The sequence below is a fragment of the Pseudomonas lactucae genome (assembly GCF_016937615.1).
Lineage (GTDB): Bacteria > Pseudomonadota > Gammaproteobacteria > Pseudomonadales > Pseudomonadaceae > Aquipseudomonas > Aquipseudomonas lactucae.
On the sequence record NZ_JAFHKI010000077.1, the window covers coordinates 1 to 22496 of the forward strand.

At 60.6% G+C, this 22496-nt stretch carries 21 protein-coding genes; 10 read left to right on the forward strand and 11 right to left on the reverse strand.

What is annotated here, in order from left to right; translation table 11 throughout:
• Positions 1-65 (forward strand): hypothetical protein (locus JWR98_RS30240; RefSeq protein ID WP_225908729.1); only part of this gene is annotated, 65 nt, incomplete at its 5' end.
• A gap of 195 nt (positions 66-260) precedes the next feature.
• Here the strand turns inward: JWR98_RS30240 and JWR98_RS15375 are convergent.
• Genes JWR98_RS15375 through JWR98_RS15395 form a run of 5 tightly spaced genes read right to left on the reverse strand, consistent with a single transcriptional unit; the run spans position 261 to position 5749 of the window.
• Positions 261-989: an alanyl-tRNA editing protein gene (locus JWR98_RS15375; RefSeq protein WP_078734247.1), complete on the reverse strand. Its 729-nt coding sequence runs from the start codon at positions 987-989 to the stop codon at positions 261-263.
• A gap of 2 nt (positions 990-991) precedes the next feature.
• Positions 992-1984 carry a serine O-acetyltransferase gene (locus tag JWR98_RS15380; RefSeq protein WP_078734246.1) on the reverse strand — a complete coding sequence of 331 codons (993 nt, stop codon included), beginning with the start codon at positions 1982-1984 and terminating at the stop codon, positions 992-994.
• A 37-nt stretch (positions 1985-2021) separates the two neighbouring features.
• Positions 2022-2936, reverse strand: a complete 915-nt coding sequence (locus tag JWR98_RS15385; RefSeq protein ID WP_205490465.1) for a PLP-dependent cysteine synthase family protein — start codon at positions 2934-2936, stop codon at positions 2022-2024.
• Positions 2937-2951: 15 nt separating this feature from the next.
• Positions 2952-4832, reverse strand: coding sequence for a molybdopterin-synthase adenylyltransferase MoeB (moeB, locus tag JWR98_RS15390; protein WP_205490466.1), 1881 nt, complete (start codon positions 4830-4832; stop codon positions 2952-2954).
• A gap of 23 nt (positions 4833-4855) precedes the next feature.
• The gene (locus JWR98_RS15395; RefSeq protein WP_176156662.1) at positions 4856-5749 is read right to left on the reverse strand and encodes a DMT family transporter; all 894 of its coding nucleotides are present in this window, start codon (positions 5747-5749) and stop codon (positions 4856-4858) included.
• A 160-nt stretch (positions 5750-5909) separates the two neighbouring features.
• On the opposite strand from JWR98_RS15395, the gene JWR98_RS15400 reads away from it, so the two are divergent.
• Positions 5910-7334: an aminotransferase-like domain-containing protein gene (locus JWR98_RS15400; protein WP_078734243.1), complete on the forward strand. Its 1425-nt coding sequence runs from the start codon at positions 5910-5912 to the stop codon at positions 7332-7334.
• A 69-nt stretch (positions 7335-7403) separates the two neighbouring features.
• Here the strand turns inward: JWR98_RS15400 and ppsR are convergent, their stop codons facing one another.
• Complete coding sequence (gene ppsR / locus JWR98_RS15405; protein ID WP_003175525.1) at positions 7404-8222, reverse strand: posphoenolpyruvate synthetase regulatory kinase/phosphorylase PpsR; 819 nt, start codon at positions 8220-8222, stop codon at positions 7404-7406.
• Positions 8223-8400: 178 nt separating this feature from the next.
• Here ppsR and ppsA point away from each other — a divergent pair, with 178 nt between their 5' ends.
• The 8 genes from ppsA to JWR98_RS15445 all read left to right on the forward strand — a co-directional run bounded on the left by ppsA (position 8401) and on the right by JWR98_RS15445 (position 16498).
• Positions 8401-10776 (forward strand): phosphoenolpyruvate synthase, encoded by a 2376-nt coding sequence (ppsA, locus tag JWR98_RS15410; protein WP_205490467.1) that lies wholly within the window; start codon positions 8401-8403, stop codon positions 10774-10776.
• Positions 10777-10883: 107 nt separating this feature from the next.
• The gene (locus tag JWR98_RS15415) at positions 10884-11873 is read left to right on the forward strand and encodes an alpha/beta fold hydrolase (protein ID WP_078734241.1); all 990 of its coding nucleotides are present in this window, start codon (positions 10884-10886) and stop codon (positions 11871-11873) included.
• A 187-nt stretch (positions 11874-12060) separates the two neighbouring features.
• Positions 12061-12552: a ribonuclease E activity regulator RraA gene (gene rraA / locus JWR98_RS15420; protein WP_003175522.1), complete on the forward strand. Its 492-nt coding sequence runs from the start codon at positions 12061-12063 to the stop codon at positions 12550-12552.
• A gap of 25 nt (positions 12553-12577) precedes the next feature.
• Positions 12578-13573 carry a zinc transporter ZntB gene (locus JWR98_RS15425; RefSeq protein ID WP_003175521.1) on the forward strand — a complete coding sequence of 332 codons (996 nt, stop codon included), beginning with the start codon at positions 12578-12580 and terminating at the stop codon, positions 13571-13573.
• Positions 13574-13659: 86 nt separating this feature from the next.
• The gene (locus tag JWR98_RS15430) at positions 13660-13905 is read left to right on the forward strand and encodes a hypothetical protein (RefSeq protein WP_003175520.1); all 246 of its coding nucleotides are present in this window, start codon (positions 13660-13662) and stop codon (positions 13903-13905) included.
• 2 nt (positions 13906-13907) lie between these two features.
• Positions 13908-14732: a mechanosensitive ion channel family protein gene (locus JWR98_RS15435; RefSeq protein ID WP_003175519.1), complete on the forward strand. Its 825-nt coding sequence runs from the start codon at positions 13908-13910 to the stop codon at positions 14730-14732.
• Between the two features lie 87 nt (positions 14733-14819).
• On the forward strand, positions 14820-15410 hold the full coding sequence (sigX, locus tag JWR98_RS15440; RefSeq protein ID WP_076949502.1) for an RNA polymerase sigma factor SigX: 591 nt from the start codon (positions 14820-14822) through the stop codon (positions 15408-15410).
• 107 nt (positions 15411-15517) lie between these two features.
• Positions 15518-16498: an OmpA family protein gene (locus tag JWR98_RS15445; RefSeq protein WP_065873888.1), complete on the forward strand. Its 981-nt coding sequence runs from the start codon at positions 15518-15520 to the stop codon at positions 16496-16498.
• Positions 16499-16557: 59 nt separating this feature from the next.
• On the opposite strand, the gene cobA is transcribed toward JWR98_RS15445, so the two are convergent.
• The 5 genes from cobA to JWR98_RS15470 form a co-directional block, all read right to left on the reverse strand.
• On the reverse strand, positions 16558-17301 hold the full coding sequence (gene cobA / locus JWR98_RS15450; protein ID WP_205490469.1) for a uroporphyrinogen-III C-methyltransferase: 744 nt from the start codon (positions 17299-17301) through the stop codon (positions 16558-16560).
• Positions 17302-17327: 26 nt separating this feature from the next.
• Positions 17328-18998: a bifunctional protein-serine/threonine kinase/phosphatase gene (locus tag JWR98_RS15455; RefSeq protein ID WP_078734239.1), complete on the reverse strand. Its 1671-nt coding sequence runs from the start codon at positions 18996-18998 to the stop codon at positions 17328-17330.
• On the reverse strand, positions 18998-20209 hold the full coding sequence (locus JWR98_RS15460; protein ID WP_003175512.1) for a nitrate/nitrite transporter: 1212 nt from the start codon (positions 20207-20209) through the stop codon (positions 18998-19000). Before JWR98_RS15460 ends, JWR98_RS15455 begins: the two co-directional genes overlap by 1 nt.
• A gap of 210 nt (positions 20210-20419) precedes the next feature.
• Positions 20420-20995, reverse strand: coding sequence for an ANTAR domain-containing response regulator (locus JWR98_RS15465; protein ID WP_003175511.1), 576 nt, complete (start codon positions 20993-20995; stop codon positions 20420-20422).
• A gap of 13 nt (positions 20996-21008) precedes the next feature.
• Positions 21009-22235 (reverse strand): CmpA/NrtA family ABC transporter substrate-binding protein, encoded by a 1227-nt coding sequence (locus JWR98_RS15470; RefSeq protein WP_078734238.1) that lies wholly within the window; start codon positions 22233-22235, stop codon positions 21009-21011.
• Positions 22236-22496 lie beyond the last annotated feature (261 nt).

Sequence of the window (22496 nt, forward strand, 5' to 3'; positions counted from 1 at the left end):
TGCGCGTGGGGGCTGAAGCTACCCAGGTGAACGGCGAATGGGTCGTGAAAAAACGCCAGTCATGAAGCCGCAGTGCGCGGGTGTTGATGGAAGGCTTCGTGCGCGTTCCCGGCGACTCTTTCTAAAGCCAACACCCGATCCCCATGTCGGGAGGGGTAAAAAATGACCTGTGGCGAGGGAGCAAGCTCCTCACACAGATGCAGTGTTGTCCCTTAACTGACGGGCATTCGGGCAAGTCCCTTCCCACATTTTGAATTGTGTCACTCAAACCGCAGTATCACCCTGCGGTTGTGTTTGCTCTTCTTCTCGATCTTTTCGCAGAACACCCGGCCGATTTCCTCGGTGTTGATCACGTGCGTGCCACCGCACGGCTGGATATCAATGCCGGCAATTTCAATCACCCGTACCGAACCCTGCACGACGGGCGGCGCCACCGCCTGAGTGCGGGTGATCTGCAGCAGGGTGGCGTATTCCGTGGCGGCCATCGACAAGGTCTTCACCGGGTGAGCCTGTTCGATCAGCGCGTTGAGGTCGCGGGTGATGCTGTCTTTGTCGAGGGTCATTTCCGGCAGGTCGAAATCCAGGCGGCCCTTGTCGGCGCTGATGCTGCAACCGGTGACCGGTGCATCGATGATCGAGCACAACAGGTGCAGGCACGTGTGCATTTTCATGTGCCGGTAGCGCCGTTCCCAATCCAGGCCGGCGTCCACCTGCACACCGGCAATCAGCTGCTCGGGACAGTGTTCCACCTGGTGCCAGATGATCGAACGCAACACCGGGTCGCGCACCGTTCCGGTCACGTCAAGCCGCGTACCGTCAGGCAGGGTCAAGTGGCCGGTGTCGCCCGGCTGTCCGCCGCCCGTGGGATAGAACAGCGTGTGTTCCAGGGCAATGCCCTGGTCGCTGACGGCAATCACCCGCGCGCTGAAGGCGTTTTGATAGGGCGCGCTGTCGAACAGCGCCAGGGTTTCCATGGTATGCACGGACATGTTCAACCTCCGACGATCAGTGGGCTGGCTTGTAACAGGTGACGCACCATTGCACTCAAGCCAGGGGGAGAGAGCAGGGTGATTTCAAATTCGGGGCCGCAGACTTTAAGGTTCAGCGGCAGGCGTGGCAGGTGTTCGCCAGACGCCACGCGGTGCAGGCGAAATTGCAGGTGGTGGCGTTCCTTGACCGTGGGTTCGAGCATTAATCCCGGCAAGGGATGGAAGTCGGCGTCCAGCACGGTGACCTTGTGGCTGGCATTGATCTCGCCGACCACATGCAGGCGCTCATCAAGGGCAAAGGCGCCGAGGTACTTGCTGTGGTCCGATTCATCATTTTTTTGCAGTTGGATCTGGTTGACCACCTTGACCTTGGTCCCGGCCGGCACATCCTGGGTGATCACGCAGGACGGACTGATGAACACGTTGTCGCCGATCTGCACATAACCCAGCACCCGGGCGCCGGAACCGACTTCGACATTGTTGCCCAGGCGCGGGTGGCGCTTGCCGTCGGGGTTGTTGGCGATACCGCGGGCACCCAGGGTCACGCCGCAGAGGATGTAGCAGTCGTTGCCGATCTCGCAGGTTTCGCCGATTACCGTGCCGTAGCCGTGGTCCAGCACAAAGCGCCGGCCGATGCGCGCTGCCGGGTGAATCTCGGCCCCCGATAACACTTTGCCCTGGTTGCTCAGCTTGAGGGCGATACGTGAGAAGACGCCGTTGGTCTGGTCGGGGAAATTCCACACCAGATGCGCGAGCCGGTAATACAGCACGGCCTTGAACGAGGCGTAGGACTCGAGGATCAGCTCACCCCGCCCACGGGACGCCGGGTCGCGATAGGCATAGGCGATCAGGTCCTCGGCCACCGCCTGGGCTGCGTTCTGGACCAGCGGTGCCAAGTGCGGCTCCAGCTGTTTCATCTGCACGGGTGTAAGGGTCTTGATGAGGTGGGTGAGCAACTCATCGTGCAGTTGTTGCATGTCGATAAAGCCGCCCATGAAGGCACCCCCGCAATCTGGATGGTAGGAAACCCGGTTATTCGAAGTTGGGCAGGTAGCTGTCGGCATTGTCGTAGACCATGGTCAACACCACTGTTTCGGGTGCAAGTTCCGGGGCGAGCCTGGCGATGGCCACCATGTTGGCGGCGGAGGACAGGCCCAGGCTGATGGCGTCGGTGCGCATGATGCGTTTGATCATGTCGAGGCAGTCCTGGCGCGAGACCTTGAGCATGCCGTCGATCACATTGAGGTTGAGGATGCTCGGGATCAGGCCGATCGACAGGCCCTGGATATGGTGCGGCGCGTGCTGGTTTTTCAGCAGGTCGCACTCCTCGGGTTCCACGCCCATTATCCGAAGCCCGGGCCAGGCGGCTTTGAGGGTTTCGCCGATACCGGTGATATGGCCGCCGGTGCCGATGCCGCTGACGAAGTAGTCCACGCGACGGTCGCCGAAGGCGCGCAGGATTTCCGGTGCGGTGGTGTCGCGGTGGGTCTGTGGGTTGGCGCCGTTGCGTTGCTGGTTGAGCATCACGTAGCTGGGGTTTTCCAACTGCAGCTCCATGCATTTTTCGCCGTGGGAATTGTTGCCCAGGCGGCTGTCCGACAGCACCACCTTGGCGCCGTACAGGCGCAGTAACTTCTGCTTTTCGGGGCTGTAGTTGTCGGGAATCACCAGCACCACCTTGTAGCCGAGCACGTTGCCGGCCATGACCAGGCCAATGCCGGTGTTGCCGCCGCTGGGTTCGATGATGGTTTGCCCGGCATCGCGGATCAGCACGCCCCGGCGTTCGGCGTCGAGGATCATGCCCAGGGCAATGCGCGCCTTGTGGCTGCCGCCGGGGTTGAGGGATTCGAGCTTGGCATAGACCTCGATGCCGAGGTCTTCGGAAAACTGCGCCAGACGTACGATCGGCGTGTGGCCGATGACGTCGAGGATTGAGTGATGCAACATCGGTCAGTCCTCCGCTCAGTACAACGGCATGTCGGGTTCGACGTCGCGAACCCAGTGTTTCATGCCGCCTTGCAGGACCTTGGTGTTGGCAAAACCGGCGGCCAGCAGTGTGCTGGCGGCTTGCTCGGCGCGGGTGCCGGCGTAGCAGATCAGGTAGTGGGTGTTGTCGCGACTGAGGCGGTCGAGTTGGCCGTCCAGCTCGGCCAGGGGGATATGCACCACGCCCGGCAACTTGCACACCTCCAGTTCGCTGGCGTCGCGTACGTCCAGCAGCACGTCGGCGCTGCGTGGGTGTTCGAGCAGTTGCTTGAGTACCCGTGGCTTGATGTAGCGCTCTTCGGCCAGTGACGGTGCGCTGGGTAGGGCGTCGGCGCATACCGCCGGGGCCATGCTTTCGCTATGACGCAGTTCCGAGCAGCAAGGGCAGTCGGCGCGACGTTTGAAGCGGATCTCGCTGAACTTCATCGCCAGCGCGTCAAAGCGCATCAGGCGCCCGGACAGAGGCTCGCCGATGCCGATCAGCAATTTGATTGCTTCCGTGGCCTGGATCATCCCGACCACGCCGGGCAGCACGCCGATCACGCCGCCGGCGCTGCAATTGGGGGCCAGTTCCGCCGGCGGGGCCTGGGGGAACAGGCAGCGATAGCACGGCCCGCCTTTGTAGTTGAGCACGCTGATCTGCCCGTCGAAACGGTAGATGGCGCCGTACACCAATGGCTTGCCCAATTGCACGCAAGCGTCGTTGACCAGGTAGCGCGTGTCGAAATTATCGGTGCCGTCGATCACCAGGTCGTAGGCGCCCACCAGTTCCAGGGCGTTGTCGGCATTCAGGGCGGTGTTGTGCGCGTTGATCCGTATATGCCGGTTGAGGTCCTGCAAACGCTGTTTGGCCGACTCGACCTTGGGCATGCCCAGGGTGCTGTTGCCATGGACGATCTGGCGTTGCAGGTTGCTGCTCTCCACCACGTCGAAATCCACCAGGCCCAGGGTGCCGATGCCGGCTGCCGCCAGGTACAGGCTGATGGGCGAGCCCAGGCCGCCGGTGCCGATGATCAGCACCTTGGCTTTTTTGAGGTTCAACTGGCCTTCGCGACCGACGCCCGGCAGTGTGATGTGGCGTACATAGCGCTGTACCTCTTCATTGCTCAGGGCTGCTTCATTGCTCGGGGCGTCGACGTCGATGCCGCCGGACGTCGCGAGCAACACTTCGATCCTGGCTTTTTCCGGCAGTGGTTCATCGGCTTCAATCAGCGCTTCCTCGGCGGTGAACAGGAAGTGCTCCTTGAGCTGGTGGTTCTTGTCGTGAAACAAGTGCTGGCGCAACTGCGGGTGGCGGGTGCAGAGGTTTTCAATGACTTCGCGCAATGTCGATCCGGAACCCTCAAGGGTCGATTCCGGCAGCTTGGCCACGCGAACCAGAATATCGGGGAAAGAGACAGCGTTCATGGACAACTCCGTGTTCAGGTCGTTGAAAGGTTTAAGGGCGAACTGCATGCCATCCCAGGCAAACAGCTTGGAACCCAGGGCCTGGCCCTGGCGAACGTCGACTACCAGGTAGCTCACGGGGTAGATCGGTTCGCCCATGAACAGGGCCTTGTCCTGGTCTTCATCGCTGAAATAGGCGCCGACGTCCGGATGGGAGTGGTAGATCACCACCACCGGGTTGTCGCTGCGAAACGCCTTGTTCATCAACAGCGTGTCGGCCACCGAAAAGGTGTAGCCGTTGGCCGCGCTGCGCGGGTACATCTCGGGGTTCTTGCGGTGCAGCTCATTCTGGATATTGCTGCCCAGGTACACGCTGCCGTCGGCGAAGACGAAGCCACAGCATTCCTCGGGGTAGCTGCGGCTGGCGTGGGCGTAGATCTGTTCCAGGGCTGTGGGGCGGAGGACTTCCATGTTTCTCTCGCGTTGATGAAGGGTCAATTTTTCTTGGCCAGGAGTTTTTCAACAGGCAACTTGGTGATCGCAAAGCCGGCCAGCAGGATGGCCGAGTACAGCATCAGGTCGCGGGAAATCGCTACGCCTTCGTACCAGGCGCCGATGATCACCGCGAACACCGGGAAGATGATGAACACGAACGACAGGATGATCGGGCTCAAGCGCTTGAGCAGCATGAAGTACACGATGAACCCGCCCACCGAGGCCACCAGCCCCAGATAGAACAGTGCGCTCCAGGAACGCAGGGTGATGTTTTCGAAGGTGGGCGTTTCAAACCACAGGCCGGCCACGAACAGCATCAACCCGGCAATGCCGATGGGCAGGGTGTTGTAGGTGATGACGCTGATCGCACTGCCTTTTTGCTTGGTAATGACGTAGCACAGGGCGTGCATGATCGCGGCGCTAAGAATCGCCAGTACCCCCAGGAACTCGGCGTGGTCCAGGTGCAGGCCCTGGCTCCTGATGATCATGTAGAGGCTGCCGAAGCCGATGCCGATGCCGACCACCTGGGAAAAGTAGATACGCTCGCGCAGGAACAGCGCGGAAAAAATCAGGATGAAGACGGGCATGCAGCTGAACAGCAGGGCGGTGAGGCCGGACGATACGTGCATCTCGCCGTAGTTGAGCAGGTAGTAGGGAACGCTGAAGTAGGACAGGGTCACGAATACAAAGAACCAGCGGCTTTCCCGGGGAAACAGGATCGGCTCGCGGCGCACCATGGCAAAACACAGGAACAGCGGGAAGGCGATGAGGAAGCGCAGGCCGGCGGATGTCAGGGGCGGCACGCTTTCCACGGCAATCTTGATGCCCAGCCAGGTGGTGCCCCAGCTCAGGCAAACGACCAGGAACATCACACTGGTGACCAGCCCGGCCAACCACTGTTTTTGCGTTTTGGTTTTGGCGGTGTTTTCGAGAACGGCGGACATTGGCATCGTTTATTGCTTCCCTGAGCCGGAATTGAACTCTATATTGAGCTTGTAATGAGTTGTAAAAATCGGCGATTGAACCCGTAAAAGCACACTATTAGGGCTAAAGATGGCTGTCAAAACAAATATTGACATGGTGTCAATTATGCGTGAGGGCTTGTCCAGCGGGCAGGGCGTGAAATACAAACGCCTGTCCGATGTCATGGAACGGGGCATCCTCGAAGGCTTGATTGAACCGGGAAGAAAGTTGCCGCCCCATCGAGTGCTTTCCGACAACCTGGGCGTGACCATCGGCACCATCAGTCGGGCCTACGGCGAGCTGGAGCGCCTGGGGTTGGTGGTGGCGCGAGTGGGTGACGGTACTTTCGTACGCAAGCGTGGGATGGAGCGCCAGCGTGATGAAGGTTTTCGCAACGTCAGCGAAGAGCCACGCCAGTACTTCGACATGAGTCGCAACATGCATATTCCGGGTCAGGAAACGGCCTTCCTGGCACAGAGCCTGCAAAACCTGTCGACCAACGCCAAGTTTCTCCAGGACATCAGCGCCTACACCCCCGATGCCGGCCTGCCACGCTATCGCGAGGCGGGTGCACAGTGGCTGGTGCAGCGTGATTTCCATCCGATTCCCGAGCAGGTCATCTGCGTCAACGGCGGCCAGCACGGCCTGCTCTGCACGATGATGGCGCTGCTGCGGGCCGGTGATACGGTGGTCACCGAACAACTCACTTACCCTGGCTTGATCACGGCAGCGCGGATGCTCGGCATACGCCTGATCGGCCTGGAGATGGATGAAGAAGGCCTGCTGCCAGGCGCGTTGGAGGAAGTCTGTCGCAACCACCGGATTTCGGCGTTGTACTGCACGCCGACGATCCAGAACCCCACCACCGCAGTGCTTTCGGTGGCGCGCCGCGAAGCGTTGACCAAGGTCTGCCGTGAACACAATCTGCTGATTCTTGAGGATGAAGCCCACGGTGTGCTGGTGGAAGACCGTCCGCCACCCCTCAGCTATTTCGCGCCTGAACGTACGATTTTGATCAGCAGCCTGAGCAAGGCGGTGTCCGCCGGGTTGCGCGTGGGTTACGTGCATGCGCCACCGGCGCTGGTCAGCCGTATTTCGGCAGCCCTGCGCTCAACCTGTTGGATGGCCACGCCGGTGACCCTGGAACTGGCCACGCAGTGGATCGAGAACGGCACGGCGCAGTACCTGCTGCGCCAGCAGATCAACGAGATCAGCCGGCGCAAAGCGTTGGTGCGTGACCTGCTGGGCGGGCTGGCATACCGCACCCACCTCAATAGTCCGCACTTCTGGATTGAAGTACCGGAGCCCTGGCGCGCCTCGGAAATCGAGGCGGAGCTCAAACAGCACAACTACCTGATCGCCACCGCCGAGGCATTTGCTGTCGGGCAGACGGCCGTACCGCAATTTATTCGGGCGAGTATCTGCAATACGTCGGGCGATGATCAGTTGTTGCGGGCGGGGTTCGATGCGCTGGCGACGGCGCTGGGGCAAGGGGGAGGAAGATTCCAGTTATAAGCTACAAGCTGCAAGACAAGAGCCGATTGGCTTTAGCTTGCAGCTTATAGCTTGAAGCTTACAGCTGCCTCACTTAAACCTACGTTCGACGCCTTTCTCCACCAGAATCTTCGCCGAAATCTCTTCCACCGAAAAATGCGTGGAATTGATGTGCGCAATATTCTCGCGCCGGAACAGATTTTCTACTTCGCGCACTTCGAACTCGCACTGGGCGTAGCTGGAGTAGCGGCTGTTGGGCTTGCGCTCGTTGCGAATGGCCGTGAGGCGGTCCGGGTCGATGGTCAGGCCGAACAGCTTGTGCGAATGCGCGCGCAGGGCGGCCGGCAGGGTCAGGTGCTCCATGTCGTCTTCGGTCAGCGGATAGTTGGCCGCGCGAATGCCGAATTGCATGGCCATGTACAGACAGGTGGGCGTTTTGCCGCAGCGCGACACGCCGACCAGGATCAGGTCGGCCTTGTCGTAGTAGTGGGTGCGGGCGCCATCGTCGTTATCGAGGGCGAAGTTCACCGCCTCGATACGCTCCATATAATTGGAGTTGTGCCCAATGGAATGGGACTTTCCGACGGAGTAGGAGGAATGTTCGCTCAACTCCTGCTCCAGCGGCGCCAGGAAGGTGGAGAAGATGTCGATCATGAAACCATTCGACGTTGCGAGAATCTCACGGATGTCCTGGTTGACGATGGTGTCGAAAATGATCGGGCGAAAACCGTCTTTTTCGGCCGCCAGATTGATTTGTTGTACCATGGCCCGCGCTTTATCCACGCTGTCGATGTAAGGCCGTGTGAATTTGGCGAAGGTAACGTTTTCGAACTGCGCCAGCAGGCTTTGGCCCAATGTTTCGGCTGTGATGCCGGTGCCGTCGGAAATAAAGAAAGCAGATCGTTTCATTTGAGCCCTGGGCCTTAAGCTGATGACGAATCTTGGATATGATAGGCGCGATTTTGCCGTCCCATGGTGGGCCGCATTCTCACTTATTTTCCAGGTCCAGGCCACAAACGGCGGTATTCGCTCCTACTGAGCAGCCGGCGTCCTGAGCTTTTCCAACACAGTTAGTGGAGAGATCACCTTGGTAGAGTACGTAGTTTCCCTCGATAAGCTCGGCGTCCATGATGTAGAGCATGTGGGGGGCAAGAACGCATCCCTCGGCGAGATGATCAGTAATCTTGCAGGCGCAGGTGTGTCGGTGCCCGGTGGTTTCGCCACCACGGCCCAGGCCTACCGTGATTTCCTCGAGCTGAGCGGCCTCAACGCTCAGATCCACGCCGCGCTGGATTCCCTGGACGTCGATGACGTCAACGCCCTGGCCCGGACCGGTGCCCAGATCCGTCAATGGATCATGGAAGCCGAGTTCCCCGAGAAGCTCAACGAAGAAATCCGTACCGCCTTCGCCGCACTGTCGGCCGGTAACCCGGACATGTCCGTTGCCGTGCGCTCCTCGGCCACCGCCGAAGATTTGCCGGACGCTTCCTTCGCCGGCCAGCAAGAAACCTTCCTGAACATCCGCGGCGTGGAAAACGTGATCCGCGCGGCCAAGGAAGTGTTTGCCTCCCTCTTTAACGACCGCGCCATTTCCTACCGTGTGCACCAGGGTTTCGACCACAAGCTGGTGGCCCTGTCTGCCGGCGTGCAGCGCATGGTGCGTTCGGAAACCGGCACCGCCGGCGTCATGTTCACCCTCGATACCGAATCGGGCTTCCGTGACGTGGTGTTTATCACCGGCGCCTACGGCCTGGGCGAAACCGTCGTACAAGGCGCGGTCAACCCGGACGAATTCTACGTCCACAAGCACACCCTTGAGGCCGGCCGCCCGGCCATCCTGCGCCGCAACCTGGGCAGCAAGGCCATCAAGATGATCTACGGCGACGAGGCCAAGGCCGGTCGTTCGGTAAAAACCGTTGAAGTCGACAAGGCCGAGCGCGCGCGTTTCTGCCTGACCGACGCTGAGGTCAGCGAACTGGCCAAGCAAGCGATGATCATCGAAAAGCACTACAAGTGCCCGATGGACATCGAGTGGGCCAAGGACGGTGACGACGGCAAGCTGTACATCGTGCAGGCCCGTCCGGAAACCGTGAAGAGCCGCACCTCGGCCAACGTCATGGAACGCTACCTGTTGAAAGAAACCGGCACCGTGCTGGTGGAAGGCCGTGCCATCGGCCAGCGCATCGGCGCCGGCAAGGTGCGGATCATCAAGGACGTGTCCGAGATGGACAAGGTCCAGCCAGGCGACGTACTGGTTTCCGACATGACCGACCCGGACTGGGAACCGGTCATGAAGCGTGCCAGCGCCATCGTCACCAACCGTGGCGGGCGTACCTGCCATGCGGCGATCATTGCCCGTGAACTCGGGATCCCGGCGGTAGTGGGCTGCGGCAACGCCACCCAACTGCTCAAGGATGGCCAGGGCGTGACCGTTTCCTGCGCCGAAGGCGACACCGGCTTCATCTTCGAAGGTGAGCTGGGCTTCGACATCAAGCAGAACTCCATCGACGCGATGCCGGACCTGCCGTTCAAGATCATGATGAACGTCGGCAACCCCGACCGTGCCTTCGATTTCGCGCAGTTGCCGAACGCCGGTGTGGGCCTGGCCCGCCTGGAGTTCATCATCAACCGCATGATCGGCGTGCACCCCAAGGCCCTGCTGAACTACGACGGCCTGCCCCAGGACATCAAGGACAGCGTCGACAAGCGCATCGCCGGCTACGACGATCCGGTCGGTTTCTACGTCGAGAAGCTGGTGGAAGGCATCAGCACCCTGGCTGCTGCGTTCTATCCGAAAAAGGTCATCGTGCGCCTGTCGGACTTCAAGTCCAACGAATACGCCAACCTGATCGGCGGCAAGCTCTACGAGCCGGAAGAAGAAAACCCGATGCTGGGCTTCCGTGGTGCCTCGCGTTACATCAGCGAAGCGTTCCGTGACTGTTTTGAGCTCGAATGCCGTGCCCTCAAGCGCGTGCGCAACGAGATGGGCCTGACCAACGTCGAGATCATGGTGCCGTTCGTGCGCACCCTGGGCGAAGCGAGCCAGGTGGTGGACCTGTTGGCTGAAAACGGCCTGTCCCGTGGTGAAAACGGCCTGCGCGTGATCATGATGTGCGAACTGCCATCCAACGCCATCCTGGCCGAAGAGTTCCTGGAGTTCTTCGACGGCTTCTCCATCGGCTCCAACGACCTGACCCAGCTGACCCTGGGCCTGGACCGCGACTCGGGGATCATCGCCCACCTGTTCGACGAGCGAAATCCTGCGGTCAAGAAGCTGCTGGCCAACGCCATCCAGGCCTGTAACAAGGCCGGCAAGTACATCGGCATCTGCGGCCAGGGCCCGTCCGACCACCCCGACCTGGCCAAATGGTTGATGGAACAGGGCATCGAAAGCGTCTCGCTGAACCCCGATTCGGTGCTGGAAACCTGGTTCTTCCTGGCTGAAGGCCAAGCGTCCGCCTAAGGCCGCTACGTCAAAAAGTGCCGGTCACTCGTCGAGGGTGACCGGCATTCTTATCTGTACAGGGCGGGAATCCTTGTGGACGCCGCCCTTTTTTGTGCAAGAGCATTATGCAAAGCAGCAGCAACCTGTTTCCTGTCGCCCTGATCAGCGCTGAACGTCGTGGCGACCTGAGTGAAGATGTGTACCGCCTCAAACCCGGCAACAGCCCCGACGGTACCGTCGAGCTGGCGGTGACGCGTTTGGGCCTGGCCGATGTCCCGGAAAACCGCGGCATCCCGGTTATTTTGTTGCACGGCAGCTTTTCCAACCGGCGCTTCTGGTATTCACCCAAGGGCATCGGCCTGGGCGCCTATCTGGCACGCCAGGGCTTTGATGTGTGGATTCCGGAAATGCGCGGCCATGGCCTGTCCAAACGCAATCACGATTATGTGAGAAATCGGGTCGCCGACTATGCGCGCTACGATTTGCCGGCCATCGGTGCGTTTGTGCGTGAGCAAAGTGCGCAGATTCCGCACTGGATCGGCCATTCCCTCGGCGGGATAACCCTGGCTGCCGCCCTGGGCGGGCAATACCTGGGGCCGCCTGCGGTGGCGTCGGTGGCGTTGTTTGGCTGCCAGGTCAGTCGCACGCATTGGCCGTTGAAAATCCCGCCAGTGGAGTGGGGCAGCCGCTTGGTGCTCAAACGCCTTGCCCAGTTGTCCGGGCCGCGATTCAAGCGCGGCCCCGAGGATGAGCCGGCCGGAGTGCTGATTGAGGCGATGCGCTGGAATGGCCTGTTCGGGCGGTTCGGCGAGCGCGAGCGTGATTGGTGGAAGGGCCTGGCGGACGTCGATGTGCCGCTGCTGGCTGTCAGCGCCGCGGGCGACCAGCAAGACCCGGACTGGGCCTGCCGCAAGTTGTTCGAACAAGTCGGCGCCGAGCATCGCCAGTACCTGTGCCTGGGCCGCCGGCAAGGCTTTACCGAAGATTTCGGACATGTACAGATGCTGGTCAGCAAGGCGGCCCAGGTAGAAGTGTGGCCGCTGGTGGTGCAATGGTTGAAAGACCCGCTTACACCGTTGCTTGGCGCGCCGGCCGAGGCGCTGGCAACGGTTTGACGCAGAGCGCTGCCAAGGGCGTTTCGCTCCTGCGAGGTTGCGGCTAAGATATGACGCGTTAAACGCTTCTGGTCATATTCAGTCGCTTCGTCGCTATTGCGTTGCGATGAAGCGAGTGGGATGTTGCGCACCGGCCTCGCTGGCGCTTCTTTCGAAAGACACTTCTTTGGCAGAAAGGAATTTTTCAATGAACCATTACGTGACCCCAGATCTGTGCGACGCCTACCCGGAGCTGGTGCAGGTGGTCGAGCCGATGTTCAGCAATTTCGGCGGCCGAGATTCCTTTGGTGGCGAAATCGTCACCATCAAGTGCTTCGAAGATAACTCGCTGGTCAAGGAACAAGCCGATCAGCCGGGAGCTGGCAAGGTGCTGGTGGTCGACGGTGGTGGTTCGCTGCGCCGCGCGTTGCTGGGCGACATCATTGCCGAAAAAGCCGCGAAAAACGGTTGGGAAGGGCTGGTGATCTACGGTTGCATCCGTGATGTCGATGTCATTGCCCAAACCGACCTGGGCGTGCAGGCCCTGGCCAGCCATCCGATGAAGACCGACAAGCGCGGCATCGGCGACCTGAACGTGGTCGTCACGTTTGCCGGTGTGACGTTCCGCCCGGGTGAGTACATCTACGCCGACAACAACGGTGTGATCGTCTCGCCCAGCCCGCTGCAAATGCCTGAATAAACCGCAATAGCCGATAGGGGTGAGGATGTTCGAGGAAGAAAACGCGCAGTGGGGGCTGGTGCATGCCCTGGTACTGGACGGTAAAGGCGGTGCGCGTTCGATTGCCCGGACTGAGCTCGACGAGTTGCAGTTGCAACCCCAGGAAAGCCTGTGGCTGCACTGGGATCGCAGCCATCCGCAAACCCAGACGTGGCTGCGCAAGTCCAGTGGGCTGAGCGAGTTTGCCTGTGACCTGCTTCTGGAGGAGAACACCCGTCCACGTCTGTTGCCGTTGCCGGATGCCGAACTGCTGCTGTTCCTGCGCGGGGTCAATCTCAACCCTGGGGCCGAGCCGGAAGACATGGTCTCGGTGCGTATTTTTGCCGCCGCCAGCCGGGTGATTTCCCTGCGCTTGCGTCCTTTGCGCGCCACTGATGAGCTGTTGGTGCAGCTGTCGGAAGGCAAAGGACCGAAAACCGCGTCGGAACTCATCCTTTATATGGCGCAGTACCTGACCAATAAAGTGCAGGATCTGGTCACCGACCTGTCCGAAATCGTCGATACCGAAGAAGAAAAGCTCGATACCGACGAACGGTATACCCCCGAGCACGGCAGCATTTTGCAAATTCGTCGACGAGCTGCTGGGCTCAAGCGATTCCTGGCGCCGCAGCGGGATATTTTTGCCCAACTGACGCGGATCAAATTGCCTTGGTTCTGTGACGACGATGCCGATTACTGGAACGAATTGAACAACAGCCTGACCCGTTACCTGGAAGAGCTCGAATTGACCCGGGAGCGCGTGGGGCTTGTGCTTGAGGCCGAAGACCGGCGCCTGAGCGTACGCATGAACCGCACCATGTACCGCTTCGGGATCATCACCGGGATCTTCCTGCCGATGAGCTTTTTGACCGGCTTGCTGGGTATCAATGTGGGGGGCATACCCTTCTCGGCGAGCCCTTATGGATTCATGATCGCGTGCTTGTTGATGGTGTCGGTGGCACTCGGACAATGGTGGCTATTTCGACGATTGCGCTGGGTTTGAGCTGAATATGACCTGAACGTAGGAAGGGTCCCATGTGACCCAACGAATTTTACCCTCGTCTTTTAAAACACTTGCGAGAGGTCTTTATGCACGATCCGTTCGAACAGTCTTTGCGTGACATGCTCAATGCCTCGCCGTCCAACCGCGACGACGACGCCTGCCTGGGCCGCGTGTTGAAAACCGCCAACCGTCAGGTTGGGGCGGGTGATCTGTTCAGTCTGCTCGGTCGCTGGTTGCCGGCGTTGATGATGGCCCTGAACAATGGTTCGGCCCACGTATCACCGGTTTCCCGTCGTAAACCTCTTGCTCGCACTGCTGATAAGGCTGATTGAATATGGAACTTGATCTCTGGACCCAGAGCCTGGTTACCGCGATGACCGCGTTGTGGACCAAGGTGGCGAACTTCATTCCCAACCTGTTTGGTGCCCTGGTCCTGGTATTGCTGGGCTTTGTCGTGGCCAAACTGCTCGACACCCTGCTGTCCAAGCTGCTCGCAAAACTGGGCCTTGACCGCCTGATGGCGGGTACCGGCCTGACCAAATTGCTGGGACGTGCAGGGCTGCAGGTGCCGATTTCCACGTTGATCGGCAAGATTGTCTATTGGTTTGTCCTGCTGATTTTCCTGGTTTCCGCGGCTCAGTCCCTTGGACTTGAGCGAGTTTCAGCTACTCTCGACATGCTGGCGCTGTATTTGCCCAAGGTTTTCGGCGGCGCGCTGGTATTGCTGGTGGGCGTTCTGCTGGCGCAACTGGCCAACGGGCTGGTGCGTGGCGCCGCGGAAGGCGTGGGGCTGGACTACGCGGCCGGCCTTGGACGAATTGCCCAAGGCCTGGTGATCATCATCAGTATTTCGGTCGCGATCAGCCAGTTGGAGGTCAAGACTGACCTGCTCAACCACGTGATCGTGATTGTTTTGATTACCGTTGGTCTGGCCGTTGCGCTGGCCATGGGCTTGGGAAGCCGGGAAATTGCCGGCCAGATTCTTGCGGGAATCTATGTGCGTGAGTTGTATCAGGTGGGCCAGCAGGTACGTGTGGGCGAGGTCGAAGGGCAAATCGAGGAGATCGGCACAGTCAAGACGACCGTGCTGACCGATGACGGCGACCTGGTGTCGTTGTCCAACCGGATTCTCCTGGAACAGCAGGTCAGTAGCCGCTAACCCGGCAAACCCTGCTAATGTACGCCGCCGCGAACCCGGCTGACCGGGCTGTGGCGGACATTGACCTGACTGTCGGCACGACTTGTTTTGAATAAAGCCCAAACGCTGTCCACGCGCTATGACCCCCGTGAGCTCTCTGATGAGGAGTTGGTCGCGCGCGCGCACACGGAGCTGTTTCACGTCACACGCGCGTACGAAGAATTGATGCGCAGATATCAACGCACTTTGTTCAACGTTTGTTCAAGGTATTTAGGGAACGATAGAGATGCGGATGATGTCTGTCAGGAAGTGATGCTCAAGGTGCTGTACGGCCTCAAGAACTTCGAGGGCAAATCGAAGTTCAAGACCTGGCTCTACAGCATCACGTACAACGAATGCATCACGCAGTATCGTAAGGAACGGCGAAAGCGTCGCTTGATGGACGCTTTGAGTCTCGACCCCCTTGAGGAGGCGTCTGAAGAAAAGGCGCCGGCACCCGAGGACAAGGGCGGACTTGATCGCTGGCTGGTGTATGTGAACCCGATTGACCGGGAAATTCTGGTGCTACGATTTGTCGCAGAGCTGGAATTTCAGGAAATCGCCGACATCATGCACATGGGTTTGAGTGCTACAAAAATGCGTTACAAACGTGCTCTAGATAAATTACGTGAGAAATTTGCGGGCGAGACTGAAACTTAGTGCGTGGCAAATATCTCTTACGTGTAGGCAAGTTCTGTTAGACTTGTCGCCGAGTTGTCCCCCGGTTTGTGGGACTGCTTTACAATCACCAGATGGGGATTTAACGGATGAAACTGAAAAACACCTTGGGCTTGGCCATTGGTTCTCTTATTGCCGCTACTTCTTTCGGCGTTCTGGCACAAGGCCAAGGCGCAGTTGAAGGCGAGCTGTTCTACAAGAAGCAGTACAACGATAGCGTCAAGCACATCGAAGACGGCTTCAATCCTGGCGCTCGCATCGGTTACTTCCTGACCGACGACCTGTCCTTGAACCTGTCCTACGACAAGACCAACCACACCCGTTCGAACGACGGTACTGGCAACCAGAAGATCAAAGGTGATACCGGCAGCCTCGTTGCCCAATACCACTTCGGTCAAGCTGGCGTAGACAGCCTGCGTCCATACGTAGAAGGCGGTTTCGGCCACCAGAGCCGTACCAACGTTCAAGCTGACGGCCACAGCGGTCGCGACCAGACTACCTTCGCTACCGTTGGTACTGGTGTGAAGTACTACTTCACCAACAACCTGTACGCTCGTGCCGGTGTTGAAGCTGACTACGGTCTGGACAACGGCAAGTGGGATTACTCCGCACTGGTCGGCCTGGGCGTGAACTTCGGCGGTAACGCTGGCGCAGCAGCTCCAGCTCCTACCCCAGCACCAGCTCCAGAGCCAACTCCAGAGCCAGAAGCTCCAGTTGCTCAGGTTGTTCGTGTTGAGCTGGACGTGAAGTTCGACTTCGACAAGGCCGTTGTTAAGCCTAACAGCTACGGCGACGTGAAAAACCTGGCCGACTTCATGGCTCAGTACCCAGCTACCAACGTAGAAGTGGCTGGTCACACTGACTCCGTAGGTCCAGACGCTTACAACCAGAAGCTGTCCCAGCGTCGTGCTGACGCTGTTAAGCAAGTCCTGGTTAAAGACGGCGTGGCTCCTAGCCGTGTAACTGCTGTAGGTTACGGCGAATCCCGCCCAGTTGCTGACAACGCAACTGAAGCTGGTCGTGCTGTTAACCGTCGCGTAGAAGCGTCGGTTGAAGCTACCGCTCAGTAATTACTGAGATGTAGAAAAAACCCGGCTCCGGCCGGGTTTTTTTTCACCTTGGATTTACCTCAGGCACTGGCCACCGATGCAATGCAGGCTGCCTGCTCGGCGGCTGCAACCCTGCCGATCACCAGGATCGCCGGGCTCTTCAAGGCGAATGCCGTCGCGTCCTCATGCATGCGGGACAGCTCGCTGCGACACTCACGCTGCTGAGGCAGCGATGCATTTTCGATCATCGCCACCGGCATATCCGCCGCCATCCCACCGTCGAGCAATTGCCGACGAATCTCTTCCAGCTTCGCCACGCCCATGTACACCACCAGCGTCGTCCCGCCTTCGGCCAGCGCGCGCCAATTGAGGCTGCTGTCGTCTTGCGTGTGCGCCGTGACCAGGGTCACACCTCGGCTCACACCCCGCAAGGTCAAAGGAATCGCACAATGGGTCGCGCCCGCCAAGCCGGCGGTAATCCCGTTGACCAGCTCCACCTCGACGCCGCGTTCGCGCAGCCACACAGCCTCTTCGCCACCGCGTCCGAAAATGCATGGATCACCGCCCTTGAGCCGCACCACACACTTGCCCTGGCGCGCGTAACGCAGCATCAGGCGGTGGATAAAGTCCTGCGGGGTCGAGCGGCAGCCGCCGCGTTTACCCACGGTGATCACCCGCGCCTCGGCGCAGTGCTCCAGTATCGCCGGGTTGACCAGGTCATCGATCAACACCACATCGGCGGCGTGCATGGCGCGTACCGCCTTGAGGGTCAACAACTCCGGGTCGCCGGGGCCTGCGCCCACCAGCCAGACTTTTGCATTCATGGGGGTTCCCTCGTGTGGAGATGACATCAGCTGTGAAAAAGTGAATACAGCAGCACCAGGTTGATCAGCAGAGACAGCAGTGCCAGGGTTCGCCAGACCTTCAAGGGCTCGCGCTCCAGCAACGGCCTGGGGCGAATGCTCAGCTCTTGGCGGTCTGCGTGTTCCAGGACCAGCAACCATTCTTCTGCGGTTTCGTAGCGTTGTGCCGGTTGCGCCGCCACCGCCCGTTCCAGGCTCAGTGGCAGCCAATCCGGCAGGTCGGGGCGATAACGACTCGCGTTGACCGGTTGGGCGAATTTGGGACGTTGGAAGGCCTCGATTTCGCCGTAGGGGTAATGCCCGGTCAGCAGGTAATACAGCGTGACGCCCACGCTGTATAAATCCTGCCGGGCCGTAGGCCGCTCGCCATTGAAGGCTTCGGGCGCAATAAAGCTTGGGGTACCGGGCAGTACATGGGCGCGGTCTTCTGAAAGGCCCGGGCAATACGCCAGACCAAAATCCAGCACGCGCAGTTCACCGTCGTCCCCCAGCAGAAGGTTTTCCGGCTTGATATCGCGGTGCAGGATCTGCCGCCGGTGCAGCATGCCCACGGCCCGCAGCAAACGCTCGGCTACAGCCTGCCATTGCGCCAGGGGCAATGGGCCCTGGCGTTGGAACAGTTCGGCCAGGGTTTGCCCGGAATATTCGCGCATGACGTAGTACAAATGCTGGCGTGCGCTGGCCGCATGTACTTCAGGAAACGCCCGCCCGGCCACCCGCCGCAGAAACCATTCCTCCGACAACAGTGCCTGGCCGGCGTCGTTGTCGTCGTCGCGGGTCAGGGGCAGGGTTTTCAGGAGCCAGGGTTGTTGTTGGGCATCGCGCACCCGATACAGCAACGACTGTCGGCTGTGGGCCAGTACCGCATCCACCTGCCAACCTTCAAAGTATTGGCCGGGTTTCAGCGGCGGTGGCAAAGGCCATTGTTGTAATTGCACCAGGGCATCGCCCAGGGTGGCTTCGCCGAGGGTATCGATACGTACCAGCAAGGCGCTGGCATTGTCTTGGCTGCCGGCCAGGTGTGCAGCGTTGATCAGAGTGTTGACTGCCAGGTCCAGGTCAGCTTGCTCGCGCAGGATCGCACGGATGCTGTGATCGCCCAGGGTGGCCCACACGCCATCGCTGAGCAGCAGGAAGCACTCGCCTTCGCGCAACTGGCCATCGAGAAAATCCACCACCAGGTGCTGATCCAGGCCAAGGGCGCGCTTGAGCACATGCTGCATGCCCGGCTGCTCCCATACGTGATCCTCGCTGATGCGCTGCAACTCGCCGTCCAGCCAGCGATAGGCCCGGCAGTCACCCACATGCGCCAGAGTGAAGCGCTGGCCGCGAAACACCAGGGCACTGAGGGTGGTCAGCAATGGCTGCCCGCCGCCATTGGCCTGCAGCCAGCGATTCTGTGCAAGCAGCAAGCGCTCCAGCGCCTGGGCCACCCCCCAGGTTTGCGGCGTGGCGTAGTAATCCAGGGCCAGGGCCTGCAAGGTTGAGCGTGCGGCCAGGCCGCCGTCGGCGCACTGGCTGACACCGTCGGCCATGGCACACAGGTAACCTTTGCTCGCGGCCAGTTCCGCCACGGGTGTCACCACCCGCAGCGCATCCTGGTTTTCGGCCCGTGGGCCGATGGCGCTGGCCTGGGCAACGCTCAGTTGCAGGCTCATCAGACGCGCGCGGCGGTCACGGCGGCCGAACCCCAGGTGGTTCTCCAGCGACGCTTGACGCCATGCAGGCCAAACCAGGCCAGCACGCCCAGGCTGGCGAACAGCCACAGGGCCAACTGATAGCTGCCGGTGCTCTGCTTGATCGCACCCATGCCCGCCGCGAGGGCGAAACCACCGATGCCGCCGGCCATGCCGATCAGCCCGGTCATCACGCCGATCTCACGACGAAAGCGCTGCGGCACCAGTTGGAACACCGCGCCATTGCCCGCGCCCAGGCCGAGCATGGTGCAGACGAACAGTGCCAGCGCCGCGTAGGAGCTGGGCAGGTTGAAACCCACCGCCGCGATGCAGATCGCCGCCACGCTGTACATGCCGAGCAGAGTACGAATGCCGCCGAAGCGATCGGCCAGGGCGCCGCCCAGGGGACGCATCAGACTGCCACCGAACACGCAGGCAGCGGTGTAGTAGCCGGCGGTCACCGGGCTCAGGCCGTACTGGTCGTTGAAGTAGCCGGGCAGGGCACTGGCCAGGCCGATAAAGCCGCCGAAGGTCACGCTGTAGAAAAACATGAACCACCAGCTGTCGCGGTCGCCCAGGGCCTTGAAGTAGTCAGCCATGGATTTGGCTTTCGGACGCTCAGGGGCATTTTGCGCGAGCCAGGCAAAGACGATCAGGGTCAGGATCAGCGGAATCAGTGCGAAACCGAACACATTGCTCCAGCCAAACGCCGCCGCCAGTACCGGCGCCAGCAGGGCGGCGAATACAGTGCCCGAGTTACCGGCACCGGCGATGCCCATGGCCTTGCCTTGATGCTCGGCCGGGTACCACTGCGACGCCAACGGCAGGGCCACGGCGAACGAGGCCCCGGCCATGCCGAGGAACAGCCCCAGCAGCAAAGCTTGCTCATAGCTGTGGATCCCCAGTTTCCAGGCGCCGAACAAGGCCACAATCACAATCACCTGGCCGATCATCCCCGCGGTCTTGGGCGACAGCCTGTCCGCCAGCATGCCCATCAGGAAGCGCAGCACCGCGCCGGCCAGGATCGGCGTAGCCACCATCAGGCCGCGCTGCTGGGTGGTCAACTGCAAGTCCGCGGCGATCTGCACCGCCAGGGGGCCCAGCAAATACCAGACCATGAAGCTCAGGTCGAAATACAGGAACGCGGCAAACAGGGTCGGGGTGTGCCCGGATTTCCAGAAGCTTGATTTCATCACGCACCTCAACGGTTGGGAGTCTTGTAAGAAGGCCTGTGATGGAGTCGCCGACAAAGGCCACCCCACCGGCCCCGTGCTGCCGGGGCCAAAACGAAAAAACGCCGCCACCGGGTTCGCGAGGGCAAACCGGATGTGCGACGTCTTTGTCGTGGAGGGGCAACCGCCGTTGGTTACCTGTGATGTTTGTTTAGCAAGAGATGAGCCAAATCAGCCGAGCAGCTCACTCATGGCGATAATCTGCTCCGCCACCTGGATCAGTTTCTGCTGGCGGCTCATGGCTTGGCGGCGCATCAGGGTGTACGCCTGCTCCTCATTGCAGTCCTTCATTTTCATCAGCATGCCCTTGGCCAGCTCGATGCGCTTGCGCTCGGCCAGCTGCTGGTCACGGGCTTGCAGCTGGGCGCGCAGGGCCTGGTCGCTTTCGAAGCGGGCCATGGCCACGTCAAGGATCGGCTGCAGGCGCTGGGCCTGGATGCCTTCGACGATGTAGGCGCTGACGCCGGACTTGATCGCCTGGCGCATCACGTTCGGGTCGTGTTCGTCGGTAAACATCACAATCGGTCGCGGCTGGTCGCGGCTGACCAGCACCACTTGCTCCATCACATCACGGCCCGGTGACTCGGTATCGATCAGGATCACGTCCGGGCGCACCGTTTCGACGCGCGCCGGCAAATCGATAATCAGGCCGGACTCATCGATCACCTCAAAACCGGCCTCGATCAGTGCGGTTCTGAGACGCCCGACTTTGCGTGGGGTGTCATTGATCAACAGGATTCGCAGCATGGACGTGCTCCTGTCAGCGCAAGGCTTGGCGGTTGGCGGGTGCGGCCAGCGCGTGCAGGCGAAAGCTGCGGGCGTAGCCGGCCGGGTCGGAGCCGTCCCAGACCTTGCCGTCGATCAATTGGCTGCTACGCATGTCCTGGCCCGCGGCGGTGATGCCCAGCGCCGTGGCCGCCTGGCGATACAGCGCCAGTTGCTGCACCTGGCGGGCAACGCCGAGGTAGTCGGGGTCGTCACGCAGCAGGCCCCAGCGACGAAACTGGGTCATGAACCACATGCCGTCGCAGAGGTACGGCAGGTTCACCTCGCCACCGGCAAAAAAGCGCAGGGCGTGGGGGTCCTGCCATTGGTTGCCCAGGCCGTCGTCATAGGCGCCCAGCAGGCGCGGTTCGATGCAGTTGAGCGGGGTGTCGAGGTAATCGCGGCCACTGAGCAGTTGCGCGGTGGAGCGGCGGTTTTCATTGCTCTCTTCAATAAAACGGCTGGCTTCGAGGATAGCCATCACCAGCACGCGGGCGGTATTGGGGTATTGGTCGACGAAAGCCTGGGTGCAGCCGAGGACCTTTTCCGGATGATTGGGCCAGATCGCTTGGCTGGTGGCCAGGGTAAAGCCCTGGTTTTGCACGACGGCGCTGGCGCTCCAGGGTTCGCCGACGCAGAAACCATCAATACGTCCGGCTTGCAGGTGCGCGACCATTTGCGGCGGCGGGACCACGACGCTGTCCACGTCCTGCAACGGATGAATACCCTGGCTCGCCAGCCAGTAATACAGCCACATGGCGTGGGTACCTGTGGGAAAGGTCTGAGCGAAGGTCAGTTTTGTTCGGCTTTGGTGCACATGGCGGTCCAGTGCCTCAGGAGTGACCACCCCTTGCTGCTGCAACTCGTGGGACAGGTTGATGCTTTGACCGTTCTGGTTCAGGCCCATCAACACGGCCATGTCGGTGGGCACGACGCCGCCAATGCCCAGGTGTACGGCGTAGATCAGCCCGTACAGGCTGTGGGCCGCGTCCAGTTCGCCGCTGACCAGCTTGTCCCGCAGGTTGGCCCATGAGGACTGGCGCTTGAGGTTCAGGGTCAGGCCATAGGGTTGAGCGAAGCCCTGGGTGGCCGCGACCACCAGGGACGCACAATCGCTCAAGGCCATGAAGCCCAGGTCGAGGCTGCTCTTTTCCGGGGCATCACTGCCGTTGACCCATGCCAGCGGATCGTTCATCGGGCTGTTGCCAACCGAATCGTTCATCAACACCTACCTTTTCTTTCAAAAAAAAGCGTCGCTCCCTCGGATGGCGCTGCAAGCCATTGCGGGTAACGACGCCTTTGTCCGTAAGCCCGTTCCGCCGTTGGCGCGTGCTTTGATACAGAGTGCAAAGCAAGGCACATGCCACGGATCGACAGGTCAGCCGGCCGTCAACTTTCCATCAAGATTGAAACCGGGCGGCCTCGCAGTATGGCCGCTTCCCACTCCCGGTCCGCTTCAGGAAACCCAAGGTGTACGTTGACT